This is a genomic window from Flavobacterium sp. RSP46 (assembly GCF_003984825.1).
Classification (GTDB): domain Bacteria; phylum Bacteroidota; class Bacteroidia; order Flavobacteriales; family Flavobacteriaceae; genus Flavobacterium.
Genome location: NZ_RYDM01000009.1, coordinates 50,972 through 71,570 on the forward strand (window position 1 = coordinate 50,972; position 20,599 = coordinate 71,570).

Below are 20,599 nucleotides of genomic sequence, written 5' to 3' on the forward strand. Positions count from 1 at the left end.
CTTCTTAAATAAACCACATTGACCACGGTTTAAACCTTGAACTATTGTATGGCTTCAATCGTCATGAACTTTACGAAAGCGCCTGCTCCAAATCAGCAATCACATCCTTCACGGTTTCCAATCCTACTGAAACACGCACTAAACCATCGGTAATACTCACTGCTAAACGTTCTTCAACAGATAATTTGCTATGTGTTGTCGATGCTGGATGCGTAACGATTGTTCTGGTATCTCCTAAATTTGGTGATAAAGAACATAATTTTATTTTATCCAAAAACTTTCTTCCGGCTTCAAGCCCCCCTTTTATTTCAAAAGCAACAATATTTCCGCCCAACTTCATTTGCTTTTGAGCAATTTCGTATTGTGGATGCGATTTCAAAAACGGATATTTCACGCGATTCACATTCGGATGCTGCTCTAAAAACTCCGCTACTTTCATCGCATTTTCACAATGCCTGTCTAAACGAATCGCCAAAGTTTCTAAACTTTTTGATAATACCCAAGCATTAAAAGGCGATAAAGAAGGACCGGTAAGTCGAGAAAACAAATAGATTTTTTGAATCAATTCAGCATCACCTACTGTTATTCCTCCCAACACTCTACCTTGACCGTCCATTAACTTTGTAGCGGAATGCACCACTAAATGCGCACCCCATTTTATTGGTTGTTGCAGATAAGGTGTTGCAAAACAGTTATCAATTACCAAAATCAAATTATGTTTTTTAGCAATCGTTCCTAAAAGTTCTAAATCGATAATATCAACAGCAGGATTGGTAGGTGATTCCGCAAAAAGAATCTTTGTATTTGGTGTGATGAAACTTTCAATTGTTTCCGGCTTATTAATATCAAAATAGGAGGTTTCAATATTCCATTTTGGAAAATAATTGATAAATAAAGAATGTGTCGCTCCAAAAACACTACTCGAAGAAACAATATGATCTCCAGATTTCAATAAAGCTGCCAAGGTTGAATACACTGCTGCCATTCCTGAAGCAAAGGCAAAACCAGCTGCCGCACCTTCCATTATACACACTTTATCAACAAATTCGTTCGTGTTTGGGTTGCTGTAACGGCTATATATATTTCTGTCTTTCTCTTCGGCAAAAGAAGCACGCATATCTTCGGCATCCTCAAATACAAAACTAGAAGTTAAGTACAAAGGAACCGAGTGCTCTAAATATTGCGTTCTTTCTAATTGGGTACGGATGGCTGAGGTTTCAAAACCAAATTCTTGATCGTTCATTATTATTAGATTTCAAAGAGTTGTTTCACAAAGATTCGCAAAGGAATCACAGAGATTCACAAAGTTTTTCCGCATAATTTTTTTATAAAAAAAGCTCTTTATTGTTTAAAATTAAAGTTTTAGAAGTTGACTATTTTAGCTTTACGCCAATTCAACTCCGTTCAAAACTACTTTATAGTGTATGGTTGCTGTTGGCTCTAATGTTTTAGAAACCGAACAGTATTTTTCGAAAGAAAGTTGTGCGGCTCTCGCTGCTTTTTCTTCATTAATAGGTCCTTCCAAAAAGAATACTACAGTAATATCCTTGAATGGTTTTGCTTCTCCTACTTGTACCCGTTCTCCTTCGACCTCAGCTTTGAAAGAAGTGATTCCCTGACGCTGTTTTTTCAAAATCGAAATCATATCAATCGCACTGCAACCCGCAACACCCATCAATACTAATTCCATTGGACTTGCGCCTTTATCGTCTCCGCCAAATTCTGGTCGGCTATCTACGTTTACTAAGTGACCACGCTCGTTTTTTAATTCAAAGTGGAAGTTGTCGTTTACTCTGTTTAGTGTAATTTTCATATTATTCCCCTCCCCAACCCTCCCCGAAGGGAAGGGAGCCAAGACTGGAGGCAGTCCCTTTTTTATTATTTATATTTATTTGGACGCAGATTTTACTTTTATATATGTTAAATCAAAAATCGTCACCCGAGAGCTTGCTCGAACTGGCGAAGCAATCTGCAATCTTTTTATTCCCCCTTCAGGGGTATGGGGGCTACCCTTTATCCGATAATCTCAAAATATCACCAAAAACACCTCTCGCCGTTACCGCAGATCCTGCACCTGCGCCTTGAATTACGATTGGTCTGTCGCCATACGATTCAGTGTAAATTTCGAAGAAAGAATCAGAACCTTTTAAGCCTCCCAAAGCAGTATCCGAAGGTACGGAAACTAATTTTACTTCTAGATTACCTTTGTCATTTTGCAAATCGCCTGACAATTCGCCTATGTATCGCAGGACGTGATTGGGCTTTTGGTCGGCTTTTATTTTAGCATAAATTGGATCAAACTCGGTCAATTTATTCAAGAAATCCGAAACATCGCCTTCACGCAAATGTTCTGGAATTAAATTTTGAATATCAATTTCTTCAAACTCATTTTGCAAGTCTAATTCTCTTGCCAAAATCAATAATTTTCTACCTACGTCGTTCCCGCACAAATCTTCTCTTGGATCCGGCTCGGTATACCCATTGTCAATGGCCTCCTTCAATATTTCGCTAAACGAAGCCTCTTTTGCAGAAAAATTATTGAACAAATAACTCAATGTTCCAGAAAAAACACCTTTAATCTTTGTGATATTTTCTCCTGAAAGGTGCAATAATTTAATCGTATCAATCAATGGCAATCCTGCTCCAACATTAGTTTCATAAAGATAACTCTTTTGATTATCCGCCAGCACTTTTCGTAATTTTTTATAAAAACTATAGCTTAACGTATTGGCCACTTTATTAGACGAAATCAAATCAAAACTGTTTTCAGCTAATTTTATATAATTTCCAACAAATTCAGCACTTGCCGTGTTATCAATCGCAATCAAATTCTCCAAGTGATGCTCATTTGCGTAGGCAATTACATCATCTATAGTATAAGAAAAGCCATTGTTCTGGATTTCATTTTTCCAATTTGGAGTAACGCCATTTTTATTCAAAAGTACATTACTTGAATTGGCAATTGCAAAAACATTCAGTTTGATATCTTTTCTTTTCTCGATAGTTGCTGCCGATTCCAATATTTGGTTAATCAACGTTCCACCGACTAATCCATGTCCGAAAATAGCGATATTGATTTTCTTAGCTACTCCAAAAATCTCTCCGTGAATCACGTTTAAAGCTTTGTTCAATTGCGATTTTTTGACCACCAAACTCACGTTTTTACCCGTAACAGTATTATTGAAAAGAATCGGGACAATTTTATTTTTTATCAACGCCGTGTAAGGCTTGTGAAAAGTACTTAAATCCTGACCAATAATAGAAATCACCGAAACATCATCCGTCACCGTGATTTTATTTACATCTTTCGAATAGAAATCATTTTCGAATTCTTTCTCTAATTCAATCATTGCTTTTGTCGCTTTATCAGTGGCAACAACTAAACCAATTCCTCTTTCTGACGAACCTTGAGAAATGATGCTTACGCTAATATCATTATCGCCCATCACTCTGAAAATACGGGCATCAACACCTGTTTTTCCCAGTAATCCTCTTCCTTCCAGGTTCACTAACGAAACATTTTCAAGTACCGAAAGTGTTTTAATCCCTTCCTTGTTCGAATTGGAAGTGATTAACGTCCCTTTATTTTCATGGTTGAACGTATTCAAGATACGAAGCGGAATGTTTTTTTCCAACAAAGGAATGATCGTTTTGGCATGAAGAATCGTAGCACCAAAATTGGCTATTTCATTGGCTTCATTAAACGACAAATGGTCAATTTTCTTTGCATCAACTACTAAATCCGGATTAGCGGTATAAATTCCGTCTACATGCGTATAATTCTGTAATTCGTCCGCATTCAAATAATTCGCAATCAACGAAGCGGTGTAATTGCTACCGTTTCTTCCTAAAGTGGTCGTGTCATTATTTGTGTTTGAACCAATGAAACCTGTAACAATATTTACGGTTGTTCCGTTATTTTGTTTGAAATAATTGATGACATTTTTCTTCGAAATTTGTTCCAAAGGTTGTGCATCACCAAATTTCGAATCGGTTTTTATCAATTCCCGAGTATCTGCAAAACGGGCATTTATCCCATTTTCGACCAAAATTGCCGTCAGTAATTTTGCCGAAAGTAGTTCTCCTTTTGATAAAATTTGGTCTTTTATTTTGTTGCTGTAATCACCAATTAAGCTGACGCCTTCGAATAATTTTTCAAGAACATGGAACTCTTCGGACAAATCTACGTCTTGATATTCGTCTTGTTGGTATTTTTTGAAATCATCAAAAAGAGGTTTATAAACTCCGTTTTTAGCGGCAATACTTAAAATTTCTTCTAATTCATCCGTAGCATTTCCTCGCGCCGAAACTACAATGGCAATTTCCTCGCCTTGATTTACTTTATCAATAATAATTGCAACAACCTTATTTATTCCGTCGCCATTCGATAACGATTTTCCTCCAAATTTTAATATTTTCATTGTGTTCTGTTTTTTGGCTTAGAATATATCCTGAAGCAAATTGTGTAATTGTTTATATTCTATCAAAAAAGCGTCGTGTCCGTGGATGGAAACTATTTCCTGATAGGTAACCCTCTTTTTATATTTTTTTAAATCCTTGTACGTTGCTTTATTTTCATTTGCCGTAAAAAACAGGTCGGAATTGATTCCAATAATATGAATCTCGGCTTCAATTTTTGAAGTTATCTCTTCGAATGATGTGCGGTCTCTGGTGATATCGATTGTTTTCAACAGTTGATTCATCATTTTATATGACGAAATTTGAAAACGTTTCTGCAATTTTTCGCCGTGATGTAGCAACCAGCTTTCTACATTAAAAATCCCCAATTCTTCATTGGTGGTTCGCTGAAATTTTGCAGCAAATGATTCCGGAGTTCTATAGCATAACATAGCATGAGTGCGAGCGTCTTCAATAGGTTTTGAAGAGTTGTTGAGAATTTGTTCCTGCAAAAAGCAATTGGCAATTAGCCAATCCGTCGATTTCCAATCCGTTGCGATAGGAATTAAATGCTGTGTGATTTTTGGCTCTAAAGCGACCATTTCCCAAGCAATTCCGCCACCTACAGAACCCCCAATAATGGCGTATAGTTTTTTAATATCCAGAACCCGAATCCCTTCAATAAAAATCCTGGCAATGTCTCTGGCAGTAAAATCTAAATAATCTTCGATCTCAAAACCATCAAAACCATTTCCGGGAACATTAAATGCGAGTATTGTATATTTTGTAGTATCTATGGTTTTGTGTGCTCCAATTAAATCATTCCACCAACCGTTTTCGCCCACAACTTGTGAATTTCCGGTTAAAGCATGGTTGACCAAAACAATTGGTGCCGTATGCAATTCTGGCCCAAAAACTTGAAAACTTACGTTTAAGGTAGCATAAAAAGCGCCACTTTTAGTGGTGAAATTTTGAAATGTAATAGAGGTTGGTTTATTTTCCAATGGCAAATCTTTTATGATTTTTGATCTGTGTTTGGAAATATTATAAAGAAAGTCAGGCGTTATCTAGACTAATTCTTAGTGTTATCTTTCCACGATGAGCGTGGTAGAATGCAGCACCTTCTTCGATAAATCGAAGGGTTGCTAAGGCTTCATCGGGTCTAATCCCTCTGCCTTTCTTTATAACATTTCAATACGTTTTTGAACTTAAAGTAGCAAATTAACCACTATTTTTTGTAACAACCAAATTTTTATGTGGATTCGTTTATTTCTTTGGGCACCATAAATACAAAAAACAATTCACACGCAATTGTTATTCTGACGAAGTAATGAGAATACTCATCCCGTTTTCTTACTTCGTCAAAACAACACTTTTAAACATCCTTTGAAAATCTCAAAACCAAAAATAAATTCGGATTTATTAAATAAAAAGCGCTTCATTCTCTTGAGAATACATTAGGAAAAGCAATGAATTAGTCACTATTTTTTGTGCCAAAACATCGTTCTTTGAGATCTCAAATCTAGGATGAATCAATTCATTCTTAGAATCGTTTTCCTTTTCTTTTTTATTTCTAAAATTAATACTTTTTAATAACCGAAATGTCTTTGTAAAATACTTTGTTGTGCTCATAATTTTTAGGTGTTAGGTGTTAATATTCATTTTTGGTCTCCTTGTATGAATTGTTGTGAGATTTGAAAAAATCAGAAAAACAAAAAACCCTTTTAGATCCATATCCAAAAGGGTTTTAAGTTATACACTTACTTTTGGAATCAACAGCCGCGAATACACATAATGGCATTGACACAAATCATGTTATTGACTGTTGCGTTATTTATTTTTTGGCTTTTTAGGTTATTCATCGAGGCTTTTTAGGTTATTCATCGAGGCTTTTTGTGACTAAAAAATCTATTCTATTTATTACTATTCAAAAAAAAGCTTCCCGTTATCCGGGAAGCTTTTGATATATAATTTGATTTAAATTATTCAATACGCAACCCTCAGGAATTTTCCTGTGCGACCTTAAACATATTACAAATATTAAATTTCATTTTTACTTTATTAGAATTTCAAAATTGCAAATTATTTTTTAAATATCCAAATAAGTTTAAGAAAACAATAGCGAAACTATTTTAAATATTATTTTTTCTTAATAATTTAGAACCCGAAAAATATTTATTCTCAAAAAAAACAAAAGATTAATTTGCAATTCAAAATGGTTTCATACATTTGCAACCAAATACAAGAGGAAAAATTTGAACTGATTGCAACCTCTTCATAATGAAACAAATTCATTATGAATACTGAACGTTTTTCAGTAGAAAAAATGCTAAAGCAGAAACTCTTCTTTAGTCCTTTTTAGCAATTATTTTTTCTCGCTTAATTTAAAATAATAATTATTATGGCCTATTTATTTACGTCAGAATCTGTAAGCGAAGGACATCCAGACAAAATTGCAGATCAAATTTCAGACGCATTAATTGATAATTTTTTGGCATTTGATGCTGACTCAAAAGTAGCTTGCGAAACTTTAGTAACTACAGGTCAAGTAATCTTGGCAGGTGAAGTAAAATCAAATACCTATTTAGATGTGCAACAAATCGCTCGCGATGTAATCAAGAAAATTGGTTACACCAAAAGCGCCTACATGTTTGAAGCGGATTCTTGTGGAATTCTTTCTGCTATACACGAACAATCTGCTGACATCAATCAAGGTGTTGATAGAGCAAATCCTGAAGAACAAGGTGCTGGTGATCAAGGAATGATGTTTGGTTACGCAACAAATGAAACAGAAAATTACATGCCTTTGGCTCTTGATTTATCTCATAAATTATTAAAAGAATTAGCTGTTTTAAGACGTGAAAATAACGAAATCACCTATTTGCGTCCGGATGCTAAATCTCAAGTGACGTTAGAATACAGTGATGACAACAAGCCAACTCGAATTGAAGCTATTGTAATTTCGACACAGCACGATGACTTTGACGAAGAAGCTACTATGCTTGCTAAAATCAAAAAAGACATCATCGAAATTTTGATTCCAAGAATCATTGCAAAAAATCCAACGAGTGCTCATTTATTTAATGATCAAATTAAATACCACATCAATCCAACGGGAAAATTTGTAATTGGAGGACCTCACGGAGATACTGGACTAACAGGTAGAAAAATTATTGTAGACACTTACGGTGGAAAAGGTGCTCACGGTGGTGGTGCATTCTCTGGTAAAGACCCTAGTAAAGTAGACAGAAGTGCGGCTTATGCGACTCGTCACATTGCTAAAAATCTAGTTGCAGCAGGTGTTGCTGACGAAATTTTAGTACAGGTTTCGTATGCTATTGGTGTTGCTAAACCAATGGGGATTTTTATAGAAACTTATGGGACTTCAAAAGTAACCTTAACCGATGGAGAAATTGCTAAAAAAGTAGAAGCTATTTTTGACATGCGCCCGTACTTTATAGAGCAACGTTTGAAATTAAGAAATCCAATCTACAGCGAAACGGCTGCTTACGGACACATGGGACGTACTCCAGAAACGGTAACCAAAACATTTAAAGCTCCAGGTGGCTTAGAAAAAACGGTTACTGTAGATTTATTCACTTGGGAAAAATTAGATTTTGTTGACCAAGTGAAAACTGCTTTTGGATTGTAATTCAGTACAGATTTAAAATGAAAAAGGGGATTTTGTTCAGTCAAAATCCCCTTTTTAATTTGGCTATATATTGTACTTTAAAATAAAGGTCACAAATCGTGGTAAAATAATCGTTTCATTCGCATTAAAGCCATTTACGCTAAAGGAATTGTTTAATCTTGATCTCGTATTTAAAAGGTTATTTGCCTGTATTCTATACTCAAATTTCGAGTCCTTTTTGATGTAATTTAAGCTTGCCGTCATGATTTCAAAATCGTTTGTTAACCCTGAAGTTTCATTTTTAAAGCGATTAAATGAATAATCCCAATTAACATTTAACCCATTCAAAAAATAGTAGTTCAGCTTAACCGTTGGCGTTTGCGTAATAAACTTGTTTGAAGCTTGCTCAGAAAAATTAATTCGGTAACCTAAATCTATATTCGGATATTTTTTGAATTGCGTTGCAAATGCTAGATTGTAACTATGATTCACATTTTCGATTCCTTGAATAAACTCCTGCGTAGTACCACTAGTCACTCTTCGGTTTAAAACGAAATTTTTATTCCAGCTTGCATTAACACCGCCTGTTACTTTATAATACTTCTTAAAACTCTTGCTATAAAACAAATTCCCATTTAAATTTTCATTTTCTGCGTCTAAATTTAAACGGTCTGAAGTAGAATAAATACTTTGAAATGATATACCGTTCACCACTGGATCCTTTGTGGTTGTGTATGAAATATTTCCAAAAATTGTAGTGAAATTATACAAATTGTACTTCGAATAATTCAATCTATGACTGGTAACCAGTGAGTTTTGCAGTTGGGAATTCCCTTTTGCAATACTATTGAAATTAGTAAAAATATACCCTTCGACTAAAGAGTTTATATCATTAAAACCATTCTGAACATTAAAATTATAGGTTATATTTTCTGATTTTTTTAAATCCCAACGGGCAAACATATCAGGAAGAAAGCGACTAAAATTTAATTGATACGGATTACCTAATTGCTGATTGTTGGTGTTGTATTGATGAACCGAAAATCCTGGATTAAAAGTAAACTTACCAACCATAAACTTGTAATGAAGTCCTAAAAAAACATCATTAAACGCATACCGCACGTCATTATTGTACGCCGCTTGTTCTACTGAATTAACAGATTTGTCCTCTAAGATTTGCAACAGACTTGAATTATATGTTTGAAAAGCATTTGAATTTCCTGCTGTTACATTCAATATACTTTTATTAGAAATTTGGTAATAATAATCTGCTTTTGCATCCACTTTATTGGTTTTTACAAATCGAGACTGCTCAATATTTAAACTATTTTCATTGACAAAAACAGCGCTTGGATCATTTGGATCTTGAGAGCTACTATTTTGATATGGATTAACCGATAATTGCGGATTGTAAAAGGGATCTTCATCCTCATATTGATGCTGTATTTCAATTACCCATGTACTTTTGGGATTTTGTGTATAAAATAAATTCAAACTTTGATTGAAAGAAACTGGCGCTTGATTTTGAAATGCTATAACTGTGTTAGAGCTGCTAAAAGAACTTCCATTAGCAAAAGAGCTAAAATTACTTTGACTGTTATTAACATCCTGTTGATCGTTTTTTCTAAAGAAAACATCGTAATCCAGTTGAAAATTATCATTGGCTTTATACTTTGAACCTACCTTAGAGATAAAAGCATTATTTCTGGAATCGGTTTTGTTTTTTCTATTTTCTAGCGTTGCAATATTCGTTGTATTGGGTTCAAAAATACCACGATCAGAATTCGTAATCGACTGATTGAATGTAGAAGAATACGCTGCAAAACCAGTCAAGGTCCATTTTTTTGATACAGAATGATTCACGTTTAAAGTTCCGAATTTGTCATTTGCCTTAGCAACATTATCACCACCAGAAAGCCCAAAGAAATTCCGATTCAGATTTAAAGAAGTTCCGCTTCTGCCTATAGTATTCCTAGCACCCCCATTTATCCTGAAAAAATCAGCTGAAGTCAAAGAAACCTCCCCAATATTATTCAAATTTACTATGGAGTTGATACTAGTTTTAGGAGAATAATAAAATACTTTTGGATTAAAAATATACCTTTTATCATTTGCTAAACCGGCACTCACATCCCCAAACCAAAACTTATCTTTTCCTTTTTTGAGTTTAATATTTAGTGCGATGTCGTCATTATTGTTCTCTAATCCCTTCATCTGAGATACCTCATTGAAGTTTCGCAATACTTGCACTTTATCAACTGCATCCGACGGAATGTTTTTGGATCCTAGTTTAGTATCGCCATCCATAAATGGTTTGCCATTGACAAATAATTTGGTTACTTTTTTTCCTTCAACTTGCACTTGACCATCGGCCATGACTTCAAAACCGGGTAGTTTCTTAAAGACATCTTCTAACTTTCGCTCTTCGCCCGTTTTAAAAGAATCAGTATTGTAAACAATGGTATCGCCTTTTATAGAAACCGGCATTTCACGGACAATCTCAACACCGTCGAGTTCAATTCCTCCTTCTTCGAGCGCAATGCTTTTAATGCTGTTTTCTAAAGTTGTGGTGATTTCCAACTCTTTATTCTGCATTCCCAAATAACTGATTTTGATATTATACGCTGTATTTGGTTTTAGATTAAGAAGAAATTTTCCTTTGTCATTTGTTATGGCATAGGCATCCATTGCTTTTGTTTCTTTATTTATTGCCATAACATTGGCCATTTCAAGACCTGTCGCTTTTGAATCGGTTATGAGACCTTCAAATTTAATGGATTGAGCAAAGGAGAATGAAGTTATAAAGAAAAATAAAAAAAGGTACTGGTTTTTCATTGACTGGTTTTATGAGTATGACTAGTTGGTCATAAAAAGGTTTAATTCGTTACAAAAAACAACTAATTCGTGAAGGTTCTAAAAATGATATTTCCATCCTTATCCTTCATGCTGTCCATTTTCATTTTTTCTTCTTTATCGAATTCTTTTTGAGTTAATACTTTTCCTGCGTTTGGAGTTTTAATTTTTACTTTATCCTCACTATTTAAAACTACTTTAGAGCATAAAAATTTAACTTCTCCATTATTTAATTCCAAAATTAAACCTGGTAGACCTGAATATTTATCTGGTCCATGATTAACCGGGATTTCTAAGGTATACCAAGCAGTAACAATATTATTTTGGGGCTCATTCATTTCAAATAAATTTGTTTTCTGTTTAAATTTATTTTTTAAATAATCCTGATACTCTTCTTTTTGAGCAGCAGTAACCTGAATTACAACCTCAGCCTTATAACATAGGTAATCCCCTATTTTTTTAGTTTCTTCTTTTAATTGCCAATCCCAATTTTTTAATTCATCAGTGATAAGATATTTTTTTTCGAAGATTTCGCCTTCAAAAATTTGTTTTTGCACCTTCCGATTCATGTACTTCTTTCCATCTCCTGAAATGGTAATACTAATAATCATTCCGCTATCACTTTGTCCCACAGGCTCAAGCTTTTGTTCTTCTTCAAATAAAGACTCTGTTTTATTAAAACTTAATGAATATGTTTTTTGGGAAACTTTCTCCCATTCTTTTTGTACTGCCTTCTCAAATTCTGCATCTTTTTCAGACTTAATCTCAACGTCAGTTTCCTCGGATTTAATTTTAGATTGATAAATTGCTTTGCCTTTAAAGTTTTGAGCAACGGTTAAATTGACAGTAGTTAAAATTATTGTTAAATAAATTACTTTGAATAAATTTTTCATTTTATAGCTTTTAAGTTAGATGACAAATAAAGTTCTAAATAACCACAATAATAGTTAACCAAAGTTAACGATTGTTAATGGGTCAATTCAAAAGCATTTAGTTCTTATATTTGAAAAATGAAAGTGAAAAATTACGCCGCTATTATTTTTTTTGTAAGCCTAACTATTTTGGCAACCATCAGTTTACAAGTATATTGGAATATTAAAAACTACAAAGAAAACAAACAACGATTAATTAATGATGTACAAATTGCTTTTGACAACAGTACTGAATACTATTATATAGAACAGTCAAAAGAAAATTATATCGCTTTTGTAAACCGAGATGATTCCATATCCGAAGAGCAATTTATGGATGACTTAAAACTTGATACAGTTTTTAAAAATTATAAAGCAAAAAGGAATCAAAATAAAATTCCAAAAGTTGATTCAATAAAATCTAAAAAAACAGCATCTGTAACTACATCTTTAAAAATTTCAGAATCCAAAATTCATTCGGTTCCAGACACAAGTAATTTGATAAAATTGGATTCGAAAATCATTAAAAACGAGAAAGAAAATGACAATAAAATAGTTACCTATACTAAACCAAAATCTAAAACGAATTCCTCAGTTTTAATATTACGAGGAAAAAAAGCAACAGATAGCCTCTTACAAATAAAAGATTCAAGAAGTAGAATTGTAATATCTATGGTTACAGATTCCGTTGCATTCAATAAATTAAGTAAAATTTTAGATAATGAACTTTCTCGAAAAAAAATTGTTGTAGATTATACTTTAGAGCATTTTAAATTAAACACTCTTTTTGATAAATTTAAAAAAAACACTTCCTTCAAATCAGTGAAATTACCTCTTTCTACTTTTTCAAAATCAGTCTACCTTCCCATTAACGATAAACTGAAAATTTCATTTTCTGATCCTACGGTACTACTTTTAAAAAGAAGCCTGATTGAAATAATTCTTTCGTTACTGTTATCGCTTTCCATTGTCGGATCTTTATTTTATCTTTTAAGAATTATAAACCGTCAGAAAAAAATTGATGAAATCAAAAACGATTTAATCAGCAATATTACTCATGAATTTAAAACGCCAATCACCACCATTTCTTCGGCAATAGAAGGAATCAAGAATTTTAATTCCGTTAATGATCCTAAAAAAACAAATCGTTACTTAGACATAGCATACCAGCAATTAGAAAAATTAGCCATTATGGTTGAAAAACTTTTGGAGACTGCTTCGTTAGAATCTGACAATCTTACGCTAAACAAAGAACCAATTAATATAGTTCAATTATTAAAGAAAAATGTTGAGAAACACCTATTGAACACTTCAAACAAAACAATTAATTTTATTACTAATCAGGAAAAATTAATTTTGAAGGTGGATTCATTTCATTTTGAAAATGCATTTTCAAATCTGGTCGATAATGCCCTAAAATATGGAGGTCCTCAGATTGAAGTTTGCTTAACATCAGACAAAAAAAAGATAGAAATAACAGTTCAAGATAATGGAATTGAAATTGATAAAAACCAACATGAAAAGATTTTTGAAAAATTTTATAGAATTCCGAAAGGAAATATTCACGATGTAAAAGGCTTTGGAATAGGTTTATATTATTCCAAAAAAATCATAGAGAAACATCAGGGAACACTTGAACTAATCGTAAACTCCAAAAACATTTTTAAAATAACATTAGCTCATGTCTAAAAAAATAAAAATAATCCTAGCCGAAGACGAACCTGCTTTAGCACAAATCATTAAGGAAAGTTTAGAAACTAGAAATTTTGAGGTCATTCATTGTAAAGATGGCGAAGAGGCTATTGAAGTTTTTAGAAATGAAAAAATAGAATTACTTGTTTTAGATGTCATGATGCCTAAAAAAGATGGTTTTTCAGTAGCTAAAGATATTCGAAAATTAGATAATAAAACTCCGATAATTTTCCTCACTGCTAAATCACAAACACAAGATGTAGTCGATGGATTTAATTTTGGAGGCAATGACTATTTAAAAAAACCTTTTAGCATGGAAGAACTAATCGTTAGAATTCATTCTCTTCTTGGCAGAAATACTGCTATCAAAAACGAGGATAACATAGTGATTGGCAACTATATTTTTAATCTTACTAAACAAACCTTACAGTACCTTGACACAACAATCTCCTTAACGCATCGTGAAGCAATTCTATTAAATATAATATCTGAAAATAAAAATAAAATAGTTGAACGTTCTTTAATTTTAAATAAAATTTGGGGAGAAGATGATTTTTTTAATGGTAGGAGTATGGATGTTTTTATTACTAAGTTGAGGAAAAAATTAAGCCTTGATCCCAACATTCAAATTATAAATGTTCGTGGTCAAGGCTGCAAATTAATTTGTTAAAACTATCTTACCCGCCTATTCGAAAGGTTCCCGTAGAACTACCACTACGCCCTTGATTCATTTCTCTCCACTCTTCCATTTTTTTTATGACAGCATCGTCATACTCCTTTTGAGAAACTACTTTTCCTTTTGTTAATGCTTTAATTTCTATCTTTTCCTTTGGATTCAAGACAATTTTAGAGCACAAAATTGTGGTTTTCCCATCGTTAACTTCTAGAATTAATCCTGGTAAACCCCAATATCCTTCTGGTCCTTGACTAACAGGAATTTCCGGAGTGTACCAAGCCGTTATTGTAACTTCTTTCGGAAGTTCTATGGCATCCATAAAGTTCGTTTTCTTATCTGAAGCCGCCTTATCATCTGCTTTTTCAGTACCCTGTTTTTTGGCTTCCTCTTTTTTAGGTCGGAAATTTCTAAAATCAGTAGCACTTGCCGCCTTAATTGCGGTTGCCTTGTAACAGGTATATCCGCCTATTACTCTCGTTTCAGCTTCCATTTTCCATTTTAGACTTGGCAAAGAATCTTTTACTAAAAACTCTTTTCCCATAAAATCTTTATCAACCGTATAGGTTTTCTCTTTTACATTTTTGTAATAAGTTCCGCCGCCGCCACTCATTGCATTCATTATGCGCATTCCACCTCCAGCTTGACCTGTAGCCTCTAACTTTTCTTCTTCTTTATAAATTGATGTCGATTTATCAAAATTAAGAATGAATGTTTTTTCGAACATTTTCTTCATTCTTTCCTCAATCATTTTTTGCATATCAGGAGTCATATCCTTATTGCCTTCCATTCGTGTTTTGAAATCGGAGGTACTGCTTTTTGATTCATACACTGCCATTCCTTGAAATTCCTGAGCGCGAAGCCCCAAAAACGATGCAATTGTTACTATTATTGCGTAAATTACTTTATACATAACTATTGGGTTTTAATGAATAAGAGTGAAAAATACTATTTTTGTTACAAGTATTCTGTTAAAATATTAATAAAACAATCAAAATTATATACCGTTTAATTGTAATTTCGCTGTATGAAAAAAGTAATATTATTGCTGTTTATCGCTTCATTTTCAGTAATTTTTAGTCAGAACCAAAAACTAACAGCCATTAAAATCGATTCTATTCGTTTTGATGGAGATGCGTTTTTAGGTTATGATTCATTTGGTTTTTACTACACCATCCATAACAATGTTTTTTCTAAAATTGGAACACGGAATACTTTAGAATACAAAAATATTTCTTTGGGTAGAATCACAAAAATAGATTTGCATAACCCTTTGAAAATTGTTTTATTTTACGAAAATTTCAATACAGTTATCATCTTGGACAATCAATTGAATGAAACTCAGAAAATCAATTTTTCAGAAAATACAATTCCAATCGTAGCCACTGCAATTGGTATTGCTGCTCTAAATCAGTTGTGGGTTTACAACAGTATGAATCAGCAACTGGGATTATATGATTATTTGAACAAGGATTACAAAACTATTTCAGTTCCTTTTACTGAAAGTATTAAGAATTACGCTTCAGATTTCAACATCTTCTATTGGATGGACGGTAAAAACAACTGGTACACTTGCGATATTTTTGGCAGAATAGCAAACAAAGAAAAAGTTTCTGATTTTGACTCGATTGAAATTATAAATGAAAATCAGATCATCTATTCTAAAAATGGGATTTTAATTTTGCAGGATTTGGAAAAAAACCAAAAAACTGAAATTGAAATTTCAGAAAAATCCTTTAAAAAATTCTATTACAAAGACCAAATTTTATCTATTTTTACAGCTGAAGGAATTACAAATTATAAAATCATACTACCGTAATGCACATAGCAATAGCAGGAAACATAGGCTCTGGAAAGACAACTTTGACACGCTTATTAGCGAAACATTTTAAGTGGGAACCACATTATGAAGACGTAGTAGACAATCCGTACCTAGATGATTTTTATCACCAAATGGAGCGCTGGTCGTTTAATTTACAAATTTATTTCTTGAATAGTCGCTTCCGTCAGGTGATGCAAATTCGTGAAAGTGGCAAAAAAATCATTCAGGACCGAACTATTTATGAAGATGCCCATATTTTTGCTCCTAATTTATATGCAATGGGTTTGATGACCAATCGTGATTTCCAGAATTATTCGTCTCTTTTTGAATTAATGGAATCTACTGTTAAAGCCCCTGATTTATTGATCTATTTAAGGAGTTCTATTCCTAATTTAGTCGGTCAAATACACAAACGCGGCCGTGAATATGAAAACTCAATATCCATTGAGTATTTGAGTCGTTTGAACGAACGCTACGAAGGCTGGATTCAAACCTATGACAAAGGAAAATTATTAATTATTGATGTGGATAACATGAATTTTGTTGATAATCCCGAAGATTTAGGAACTATTTTTAACCGTATCGACGCAGAATTAAATGGATTGTTTTAGAATCCTCTCCCCAACCCTCTCCGAAGGAGAGGGAGTAGAAACTGGTGATAAAATACATAAAAACAAAAAATGCCTCGCAGTCTAAATTGCGAGGCATTTTTTATTTACAAGATATTGATTACTTTAAAGCATCAATCTTAGCCTGAACTTCTGCATCAGTTCCTTCAAAACTTTGAATGTTTTCTTTTCCGTTAATATTAGTTTTAATAGTCGCTTTTACTTCTCCATCAACATTGGTTTTTTCTATCGTAACTTTTTTCGAGACCATTTCAGTTACTGCTGCGGAAGCATTCATAAATCTACACGTTTTACTGTCACATCCTTTAGCAAGACACTCTTCTTTAGATATTGAAGTACACATTTCAGAAGCAGCACAACAAGCGGCTTTATTAGCCAATGTATGATTGCCACTACCTAAAATTGGTGCAATTACCAAACCAATCAAACACGTCAATTTAATTAAAATATTCATTGATGGTCCAGAAGTATCTTTGAACGGATCTCCAACAGTATCGCCAGTAATGGCCGCTTTATGCGCATCAGAACCTTTATAGGTCATTTCACCATTAATAAGAACTCCCGCTTCAAAAGATTTTTTAGCGTTGTCCCAAGCACCACCGGCATTGTTTTGAAAAACAGCCCAAAGCACACCCGAAACGGTAACTCCGGCCATATAACCCCCTAACATTTCGGCGATTAGCTGGTTGTTGTCTCCGTAAACTAATTTGCCAAGCAAAACAATTGCAATTGGAAAACCAATTGTCAATATTCCCGGCAACATCATTTCGCGCAAAGCGGCTTTCGTCGAAATATCAACACACTTAGCATATTCCGGTTTTCCGGTTCCTTCCATAATTCCGGGAATCTCCCTGAACTGACGACGTACTTCATACACCATGTCCATTGCGGCTTTCCCGACAGAATTCATCGCTAATGCCGAGAAAACGACAGGTATCATGCCACCCACGAATAGCATTGCTAAAACTGGTGCTTTAAAAATATTGATTCCGTCAATTCCTGTAAAAGTTACATACGCAGCAAATAGAGCTAGTGAAGTTAATGCTGCCGAAGCAATAGCAAAGCCTTTTCCGGTTGCTGCAGTTGTATTTCCTACAGCATCTAAAATATCCGTTCTGGTACGTACTTCTTTTGGCAATTCGCTCATTTCAGCAATTCCACCGGCGTTATCCGATATGGGTCCAAAAGCATCGATTGCCAATTGCATGGCCGTTGTTGCCATCATCGCTGAAGCAGCTAAAGCCACACCATAAAATCCTGCTAATGCGTAGGAAGTCCAAATTGCAGCTGCAAATAATAAAACCGTTGGAAACGTAGAAATCATTCCGGTTGCCAATCCTGCAATTACGTTTGTTCCTGCTCCAGTTGAAGATTTTTGAACAATTGCCATAACAGGTTTTGTACCCAATCCTGTATAATACTCAGTTACTGACGAAATGAGTCCACCTACTGCCAGACCTACAATTGTAGCATAAAAAACACGCATGGATGAAATTTCTTTAGTTCCTTCTCCAAAAAAATCCATTTTCATGGTTTCTGGCAACATGTATTGCACTAAAAAATAGCAGGCAATAAGGGTTAATCCTATTGAAAGCCAGTTTCCCCTATTTAAAGCGCTTTGCACTTGCGCTTCTTTTGCATTATCATCTGTAATTTTTACCACCATCGTTCCGATAATCGAAAATAAAATACCAAAACCGGCGATTGCCATTGGCAATAAGATAGGTCCTATTCCTCCAAAAGCATCTTGAATAGTTCCGCCCATGTCTTTAATTACATAATTTCCTAAAACCATGGCCGCTAAAACGGTTGCGACATAAGAACCAAATAAATCAGCTCCCATTCCGGCAACATCGCCTACATTATCCCCTACATTGTCCGCAATTGTAGCCGGATTACGGGGATCATCTTCCGGAATTCCAGCTTCTATTTTCCCTACCAAATCAGCTCCAACATCGGCCGCTTTAGTGTATATTCCTCCACCAACTCTAGCGAACAAGGCTATTGATTCTGCTCCCAGAGAAAATCCGGCTAATGTTTCTAATACAATGGTCATGTCTTCAGTAGAAGTCCAAACGCCATTCATAAAAAAGTGAAAAAAGAAAATAAAGAAAGTGGTCAATCCTAAAACAGCCAATCCCGCAACCCCTAATCCCATTACGGTTCCGCCGCCAAAAGAAACTTTTAGGGCTTGAGGTAAACTGGTACGGGCGGCTTGTGTGGTTCTAACATTGGTTTTTGTTGCAATTTTCATTCCCATGTTCCCAGCTAAAGCTGAGAAAAAAGCACCAAAAACAAAAGCAACCACTATTAATATGTGTGTAGTAGGAACGAAAAAAGAAATTCCGGCTAAAACTATGCTGGCTCCAATGACAAAAAACGTCAACAACCTATATTCTGCTTTCAAGAAAGCCAAGGCTCCTTCGTAAATGTAATCCGAAATCTCTTTCATCTTACCATCACCCGGATCCTGTTTTAATACCCATTTTCTTTTAGCAAACATAAATGCCAGTCCAATAAATGCCATCGCAATAGGCAAATAAATCATAATTGTATTCATAATTTCGGTTTGGTTTTTGGTTAAAATTAATAGTGTAACAAAACGAATTTAAACAAAAAAAGCAACACTCTTAACAGAATGTTGCTTTTTTTGTAAAAATTATGACGTAAAATTATTTAATACTAAACAATCCCTCTGGTTTATTCTCAATTTGATTAAATCGCTCCGTACACTCTGCGATAATTGCATAGGCTTCATTTACATCTCCCCAGCCGCCTACATCTACTTTCTTGTTTTCAAGATCTTTGTACACTTGAAAAAAGTGTTCAATTTCTTTTAATAAATGTGGATTCATGTCTGACAGATCATTCAATGAATTCCAGATTGGATCTGAAACCGGTACACAGATAACTTTTTCATCCGGTCCTTTATCATCCGCCATGTGGAAAACACCAATGGGTTTTACTTCCATAACACAACCGGGAAAAGTAGGTTCGTTTACCAAAACCAATACATCTAATGGATCGCCGTCTAAGGCTAATGTTTCCGGAATAAATCCGTAATCCGCAGGATACATCATTGACGAGAATAACATTCTGTCAAAACGCATTCTTTTTATTTCGAAATCATATTCGTATTTATTTCTACTTCCTCTTGGTATTTCGATTAAAACATCGAAAGTTGTTAATTTGTCTGCAGTCATTTTAGTTTTTCTTTTCTATATTTTATGGTTGCAAAAATAAGTAAAGAATCCCTTTCAACAATGAAAAATCTATGTTATCTGTTGATTAAATTTTAAGAAACAGCACTTTAGTAAAAAACGGTTCTATTTCTTTTCTTTAAATAATGATGCCATAAAAGATAGGTTGCAAAAGAGCGATACGGACTCCATTTCAACGTATGAACTTGCATCTCATTTTTGTCGTGAATATCCAGTAATTCCTTGATTGTGTGTACAACGGCAATATCGCCTAATGGCAATAAATCAGGCTCTTGCAGACAAAACATTAAATAAATATCGATGGTCCAGTTTCCTATCCCTTTGATTTTGATGAGTTCTTCGCGCACTTGCAGAGCCGTTTTGGCTGGCAAACTTTCTAAATCAAGTTCTTTATTTATTAAGGCTGTCGCCAAAGCTTTGATATAAGACGTTTTTTGACGGCTTACGCCAAGATTCCTAAACTCAGCATCCGATATGAGAACAAGAATTTCCGGTGTTACCGTTTTTAGAGTAGTTTTTATTTTCAAAAAAGTAGCTTTAGCGGATTCTATCGATACTTGTTGCTCTAAAACCAACAATACCAGAGTCTCAAAACCTTGCGGTCTTTTGGGAATAACAGGCATTCCGTATTGTTCAATGATTGCTTTGAAAATAGCATCTTTTTCTAAAAGGTAGTCGATGGCTTCTTGCATAATCTGATGTTTTTTTAGCCCGGCTGTACACTATATCTTTTTATAAGGCGATTTTTATTCGCCTTATAAAAAGATAT

Annotated in this window: 16 protein-coding genes and 1 riboswitch; of the genes, 5 read left to right on the forward strand and 11 right to left on the reverse strand. The window is 34.1% G+C overall.

The genetic code is table 11. The features are described from left to right. Positions 1 to 70 precede the first annotated feature (70 nt). The 5 genes from EKM01_RS13155 to EKM01_RS13170 form a co-directional block, all read right to left on the reverse strand. Positions 71 to 1,243 (reverse strand): PLP-dependent aspartate aminotransferase family protein, encoded by a 1,173-nt coding sequence (locus EKM01_RS13155; protein ID WP_126768623.1) that lies wholly within the window; start codon positions 1,241 to 1,243, stop codon positions 71 to 73. A gap of 141 nt (positions 1,244 to 1,384) precedes the next feature. Beyond that, a complete protein-coding gene (locus tag EKM01_RS13160) occupies positions 1,385 to 1,813 on the reverse strand; it encodes an OsmC family protein (RefSeq protein ID WP_126768624.1) in 429 nt (142 codons plus the stop codon). Positions 1,814 to 2,006: 193 nt separating this feature from the next. Beyond that, entirely contained in the window at positions 2,007 to 4,421 is a 2,415-nt protein-coding gene (gene thrA / locus EKM01_RS13165) for a bifunctional aspartate kinase/homoserine dehydrogenase I (RefSeq protein WP_126554984.1), read from the reverse strand. An 18-nt stretch (positions 4,422 to 4,439) separates the two neighbouring features. Further along, a complete protein-coding gene (locus tag EKM01_RS14870) occupies positions 4,440 to 5,402 on the reverse strand; it encodes an alpha/beta fold hydrolase (RefSeq protein ID WP_233589333.1) in 963 nt (320 codons plus the stop codon). Between the two features lie 78 nt (positions 5,403 to 5,480). After that, positions 5,481 to 5,588, reverse strand: a riboswitch (SAM riboswitch). Positions 5,589 to 5,820: 232 nt separating this feature from the next. Next, positions 5,821 to 6,030, reverse strand: coding sequence for a hypothetical protein (locus EKM01_RS13170; protein ID WP_126554980.1), 210 nt, complete (start codon positions 6,028 to 6,030; stop codon positions 5,821 to 5,823). A 769-nt stretch (positions 6,031 to 6,799) separates the two neighbouring features. Here EKM01_RS13170 and metK point away from each other — a divergent pair. Beyond that, on the forward strand, positions 6,800 to 8,050 hold the full coding sequence (gene metK / locus EKM01_RS13175; protein WP_126562876.1) for a methionine adenosyltransferase: 1,251 nt from the start codon (positions 6,800 to 6,802) through the stop codon (positions 8,048 to 8,050). A gap of 63 nt (positions 8,051 to 8,113) precedes the next feature. Here metK and EKM01_RS13180 read toward each other — a convergent pair whose 3' ends face one another. Continuing rightward, positions 8,114 to 10,864 carry a carboxypeptidase-like regulatory domain-containing protein gene (locus EKM01_RS13180; protein ID WP_126768625.1) on the reverse strand — a complete coding sequence of 917 codons (2,751 nt, stop codon included), beginning with the start codon at positions 10,862 to 10,864 and terminating at the stop codon, positions 8,114 to 8,116. Positions 10,865 to 10,926: 62 nt separating this feature from the next. Beyond that, complete coding sequence (locus tag EKM01_RS13185; protein WP_126562877.1) at positions 10,927 to 11,775, reverse strand: GLPGLI family protein; 849 nt, start codon at positions 11,773 to 11,775, stop codon at positions 10,927 to 10,929. Positions 11,776 to 11,892: 117 nt separating this feature from the next. Between EKM01_RS13185 and EKM01_RS13190 the strand changes: the two genes are divergently transcribed. Continuing rightward, positions 11,893 to 13,482 (forward strand): sensor histidine kinase KdpD, encoded by a 1,590-nt coding sequence (locus tag EKM01_RS13190; protein WP_126768626.1) that lies wholly within the window; start codon positions 11,893 to 11,895, stop codon positions 13,480 to 13,482. Further along, a complete protein-coding gene (locus EKM01_RS13195; RefSeq protein WP_126457442.1) occupies positions 13,475 to 14,155 on the forward strand; it encodes a response regulator transcription factor in 681 nt (226 codons plus the stop codon). Before EKM01_RS13190 ends, EKM01_RS13195 begins: the two co-directional genes overlap by 8 nt. 7 nt (positions 14,156 to 14,162) lie before the next feature. On the opposite strand, the gene EKM01_RS13200 is transcribed toward EKM01_RS13195, so the two are convergent. Further along, a complete protein-coding gene (locus tag EKM01_RS13200) occupies positions 14,163 to 15,071 on the reverse strand; it encodes a GLPGLI family protein (RefSeq protein ID WP_126768627.1) in 909 nt (302 codons plus the stop codon). 114 nt (positions 15,072 to 15,185) lie between these two features. On the opposite strand from EKM01_RS13200, the gene EKM01_RS13205 reads away from it, so the two are divergent. Continuing rightward, the gene (locus tag EKM01_RS13205) at positions 15,186 to 15,977 is read left to right on the forward strand and encodes a hypothetical protein (protein ID WP_126457444.1); all 792 of its coding nucleotides are present in this window, start codon (positions 15,186 to 15,188) and stop codon (positions 15,975 to 15,977) included. Further along, positions 15,977 to 16,591 (forward strand): deoxynucleoside kinase, encoded by a 615-nt coding sequence (locus EKM01_RS13210; protein WP_126452993.1) that lies wholly within the window; start codon positions 15,977 to 15,979, stop codon positions 16,589 to 16,591. The genes EKM01_RS13205 and EKM01_RS13210 overlap by 1 nt, the downstream gene beginning before the upstream one ends. Before the next feature lie 118 nt (positions 16,592 to 16,709). On the opposite strand, the gene EKM01_RS13215 is transcribed toward EKM01_RS13210, so the two are convergent. The 3 genes from EKM01_RS13215 to EKM01_RS13225 all read right to left on the reverse strand — a co-directional run bounded on the left by EKM01_RS13215 (position 16,710) and on the right by EKM01_RS13225 (position 20,522). Next, positions 16,710 to 19,169 (reverse strand): sodium-translocating pyrophosphatase, encoded by a 2,460-nt coding sequence (locus EKM01_RS13215; RefSeq protein WP_126562100.1) that lies wholly within the window; start codon positions 19,167 to 19,169, stop codon positions 16,710 to 16,712. A gap of 112 nt (positions 19,170 to 19,281) precedes the next feature. Then, complete coding sequence (locus EKM01_RS13220) at positions 19,282 to 19,812, reverse strand: inorganic diphosphatase (RefSeq protein ID WP_126452987.1); 531 nt, start codon at positions 19,810 to 19,812, stop codon at positions 19,282 to 19,284. Positions 19,813 to 19,919: 107 nt separating this feature from the next. Next, the gene (locus EKM01_RS13225; RefSeq protein WP_126457446.1) at positions 19,920 to 20,522 is read right to left on the reverse strand and encodes a DNA-3-methyladenine glycosylase; all 603 of its coding nucleotides are present in this window, start codon (positions 20,520 to 20,522) and stop codon (positions 19,920 to 19,922) included. Positions 20,523 to 20,599 lie beyond the last annotated feature (77 nt).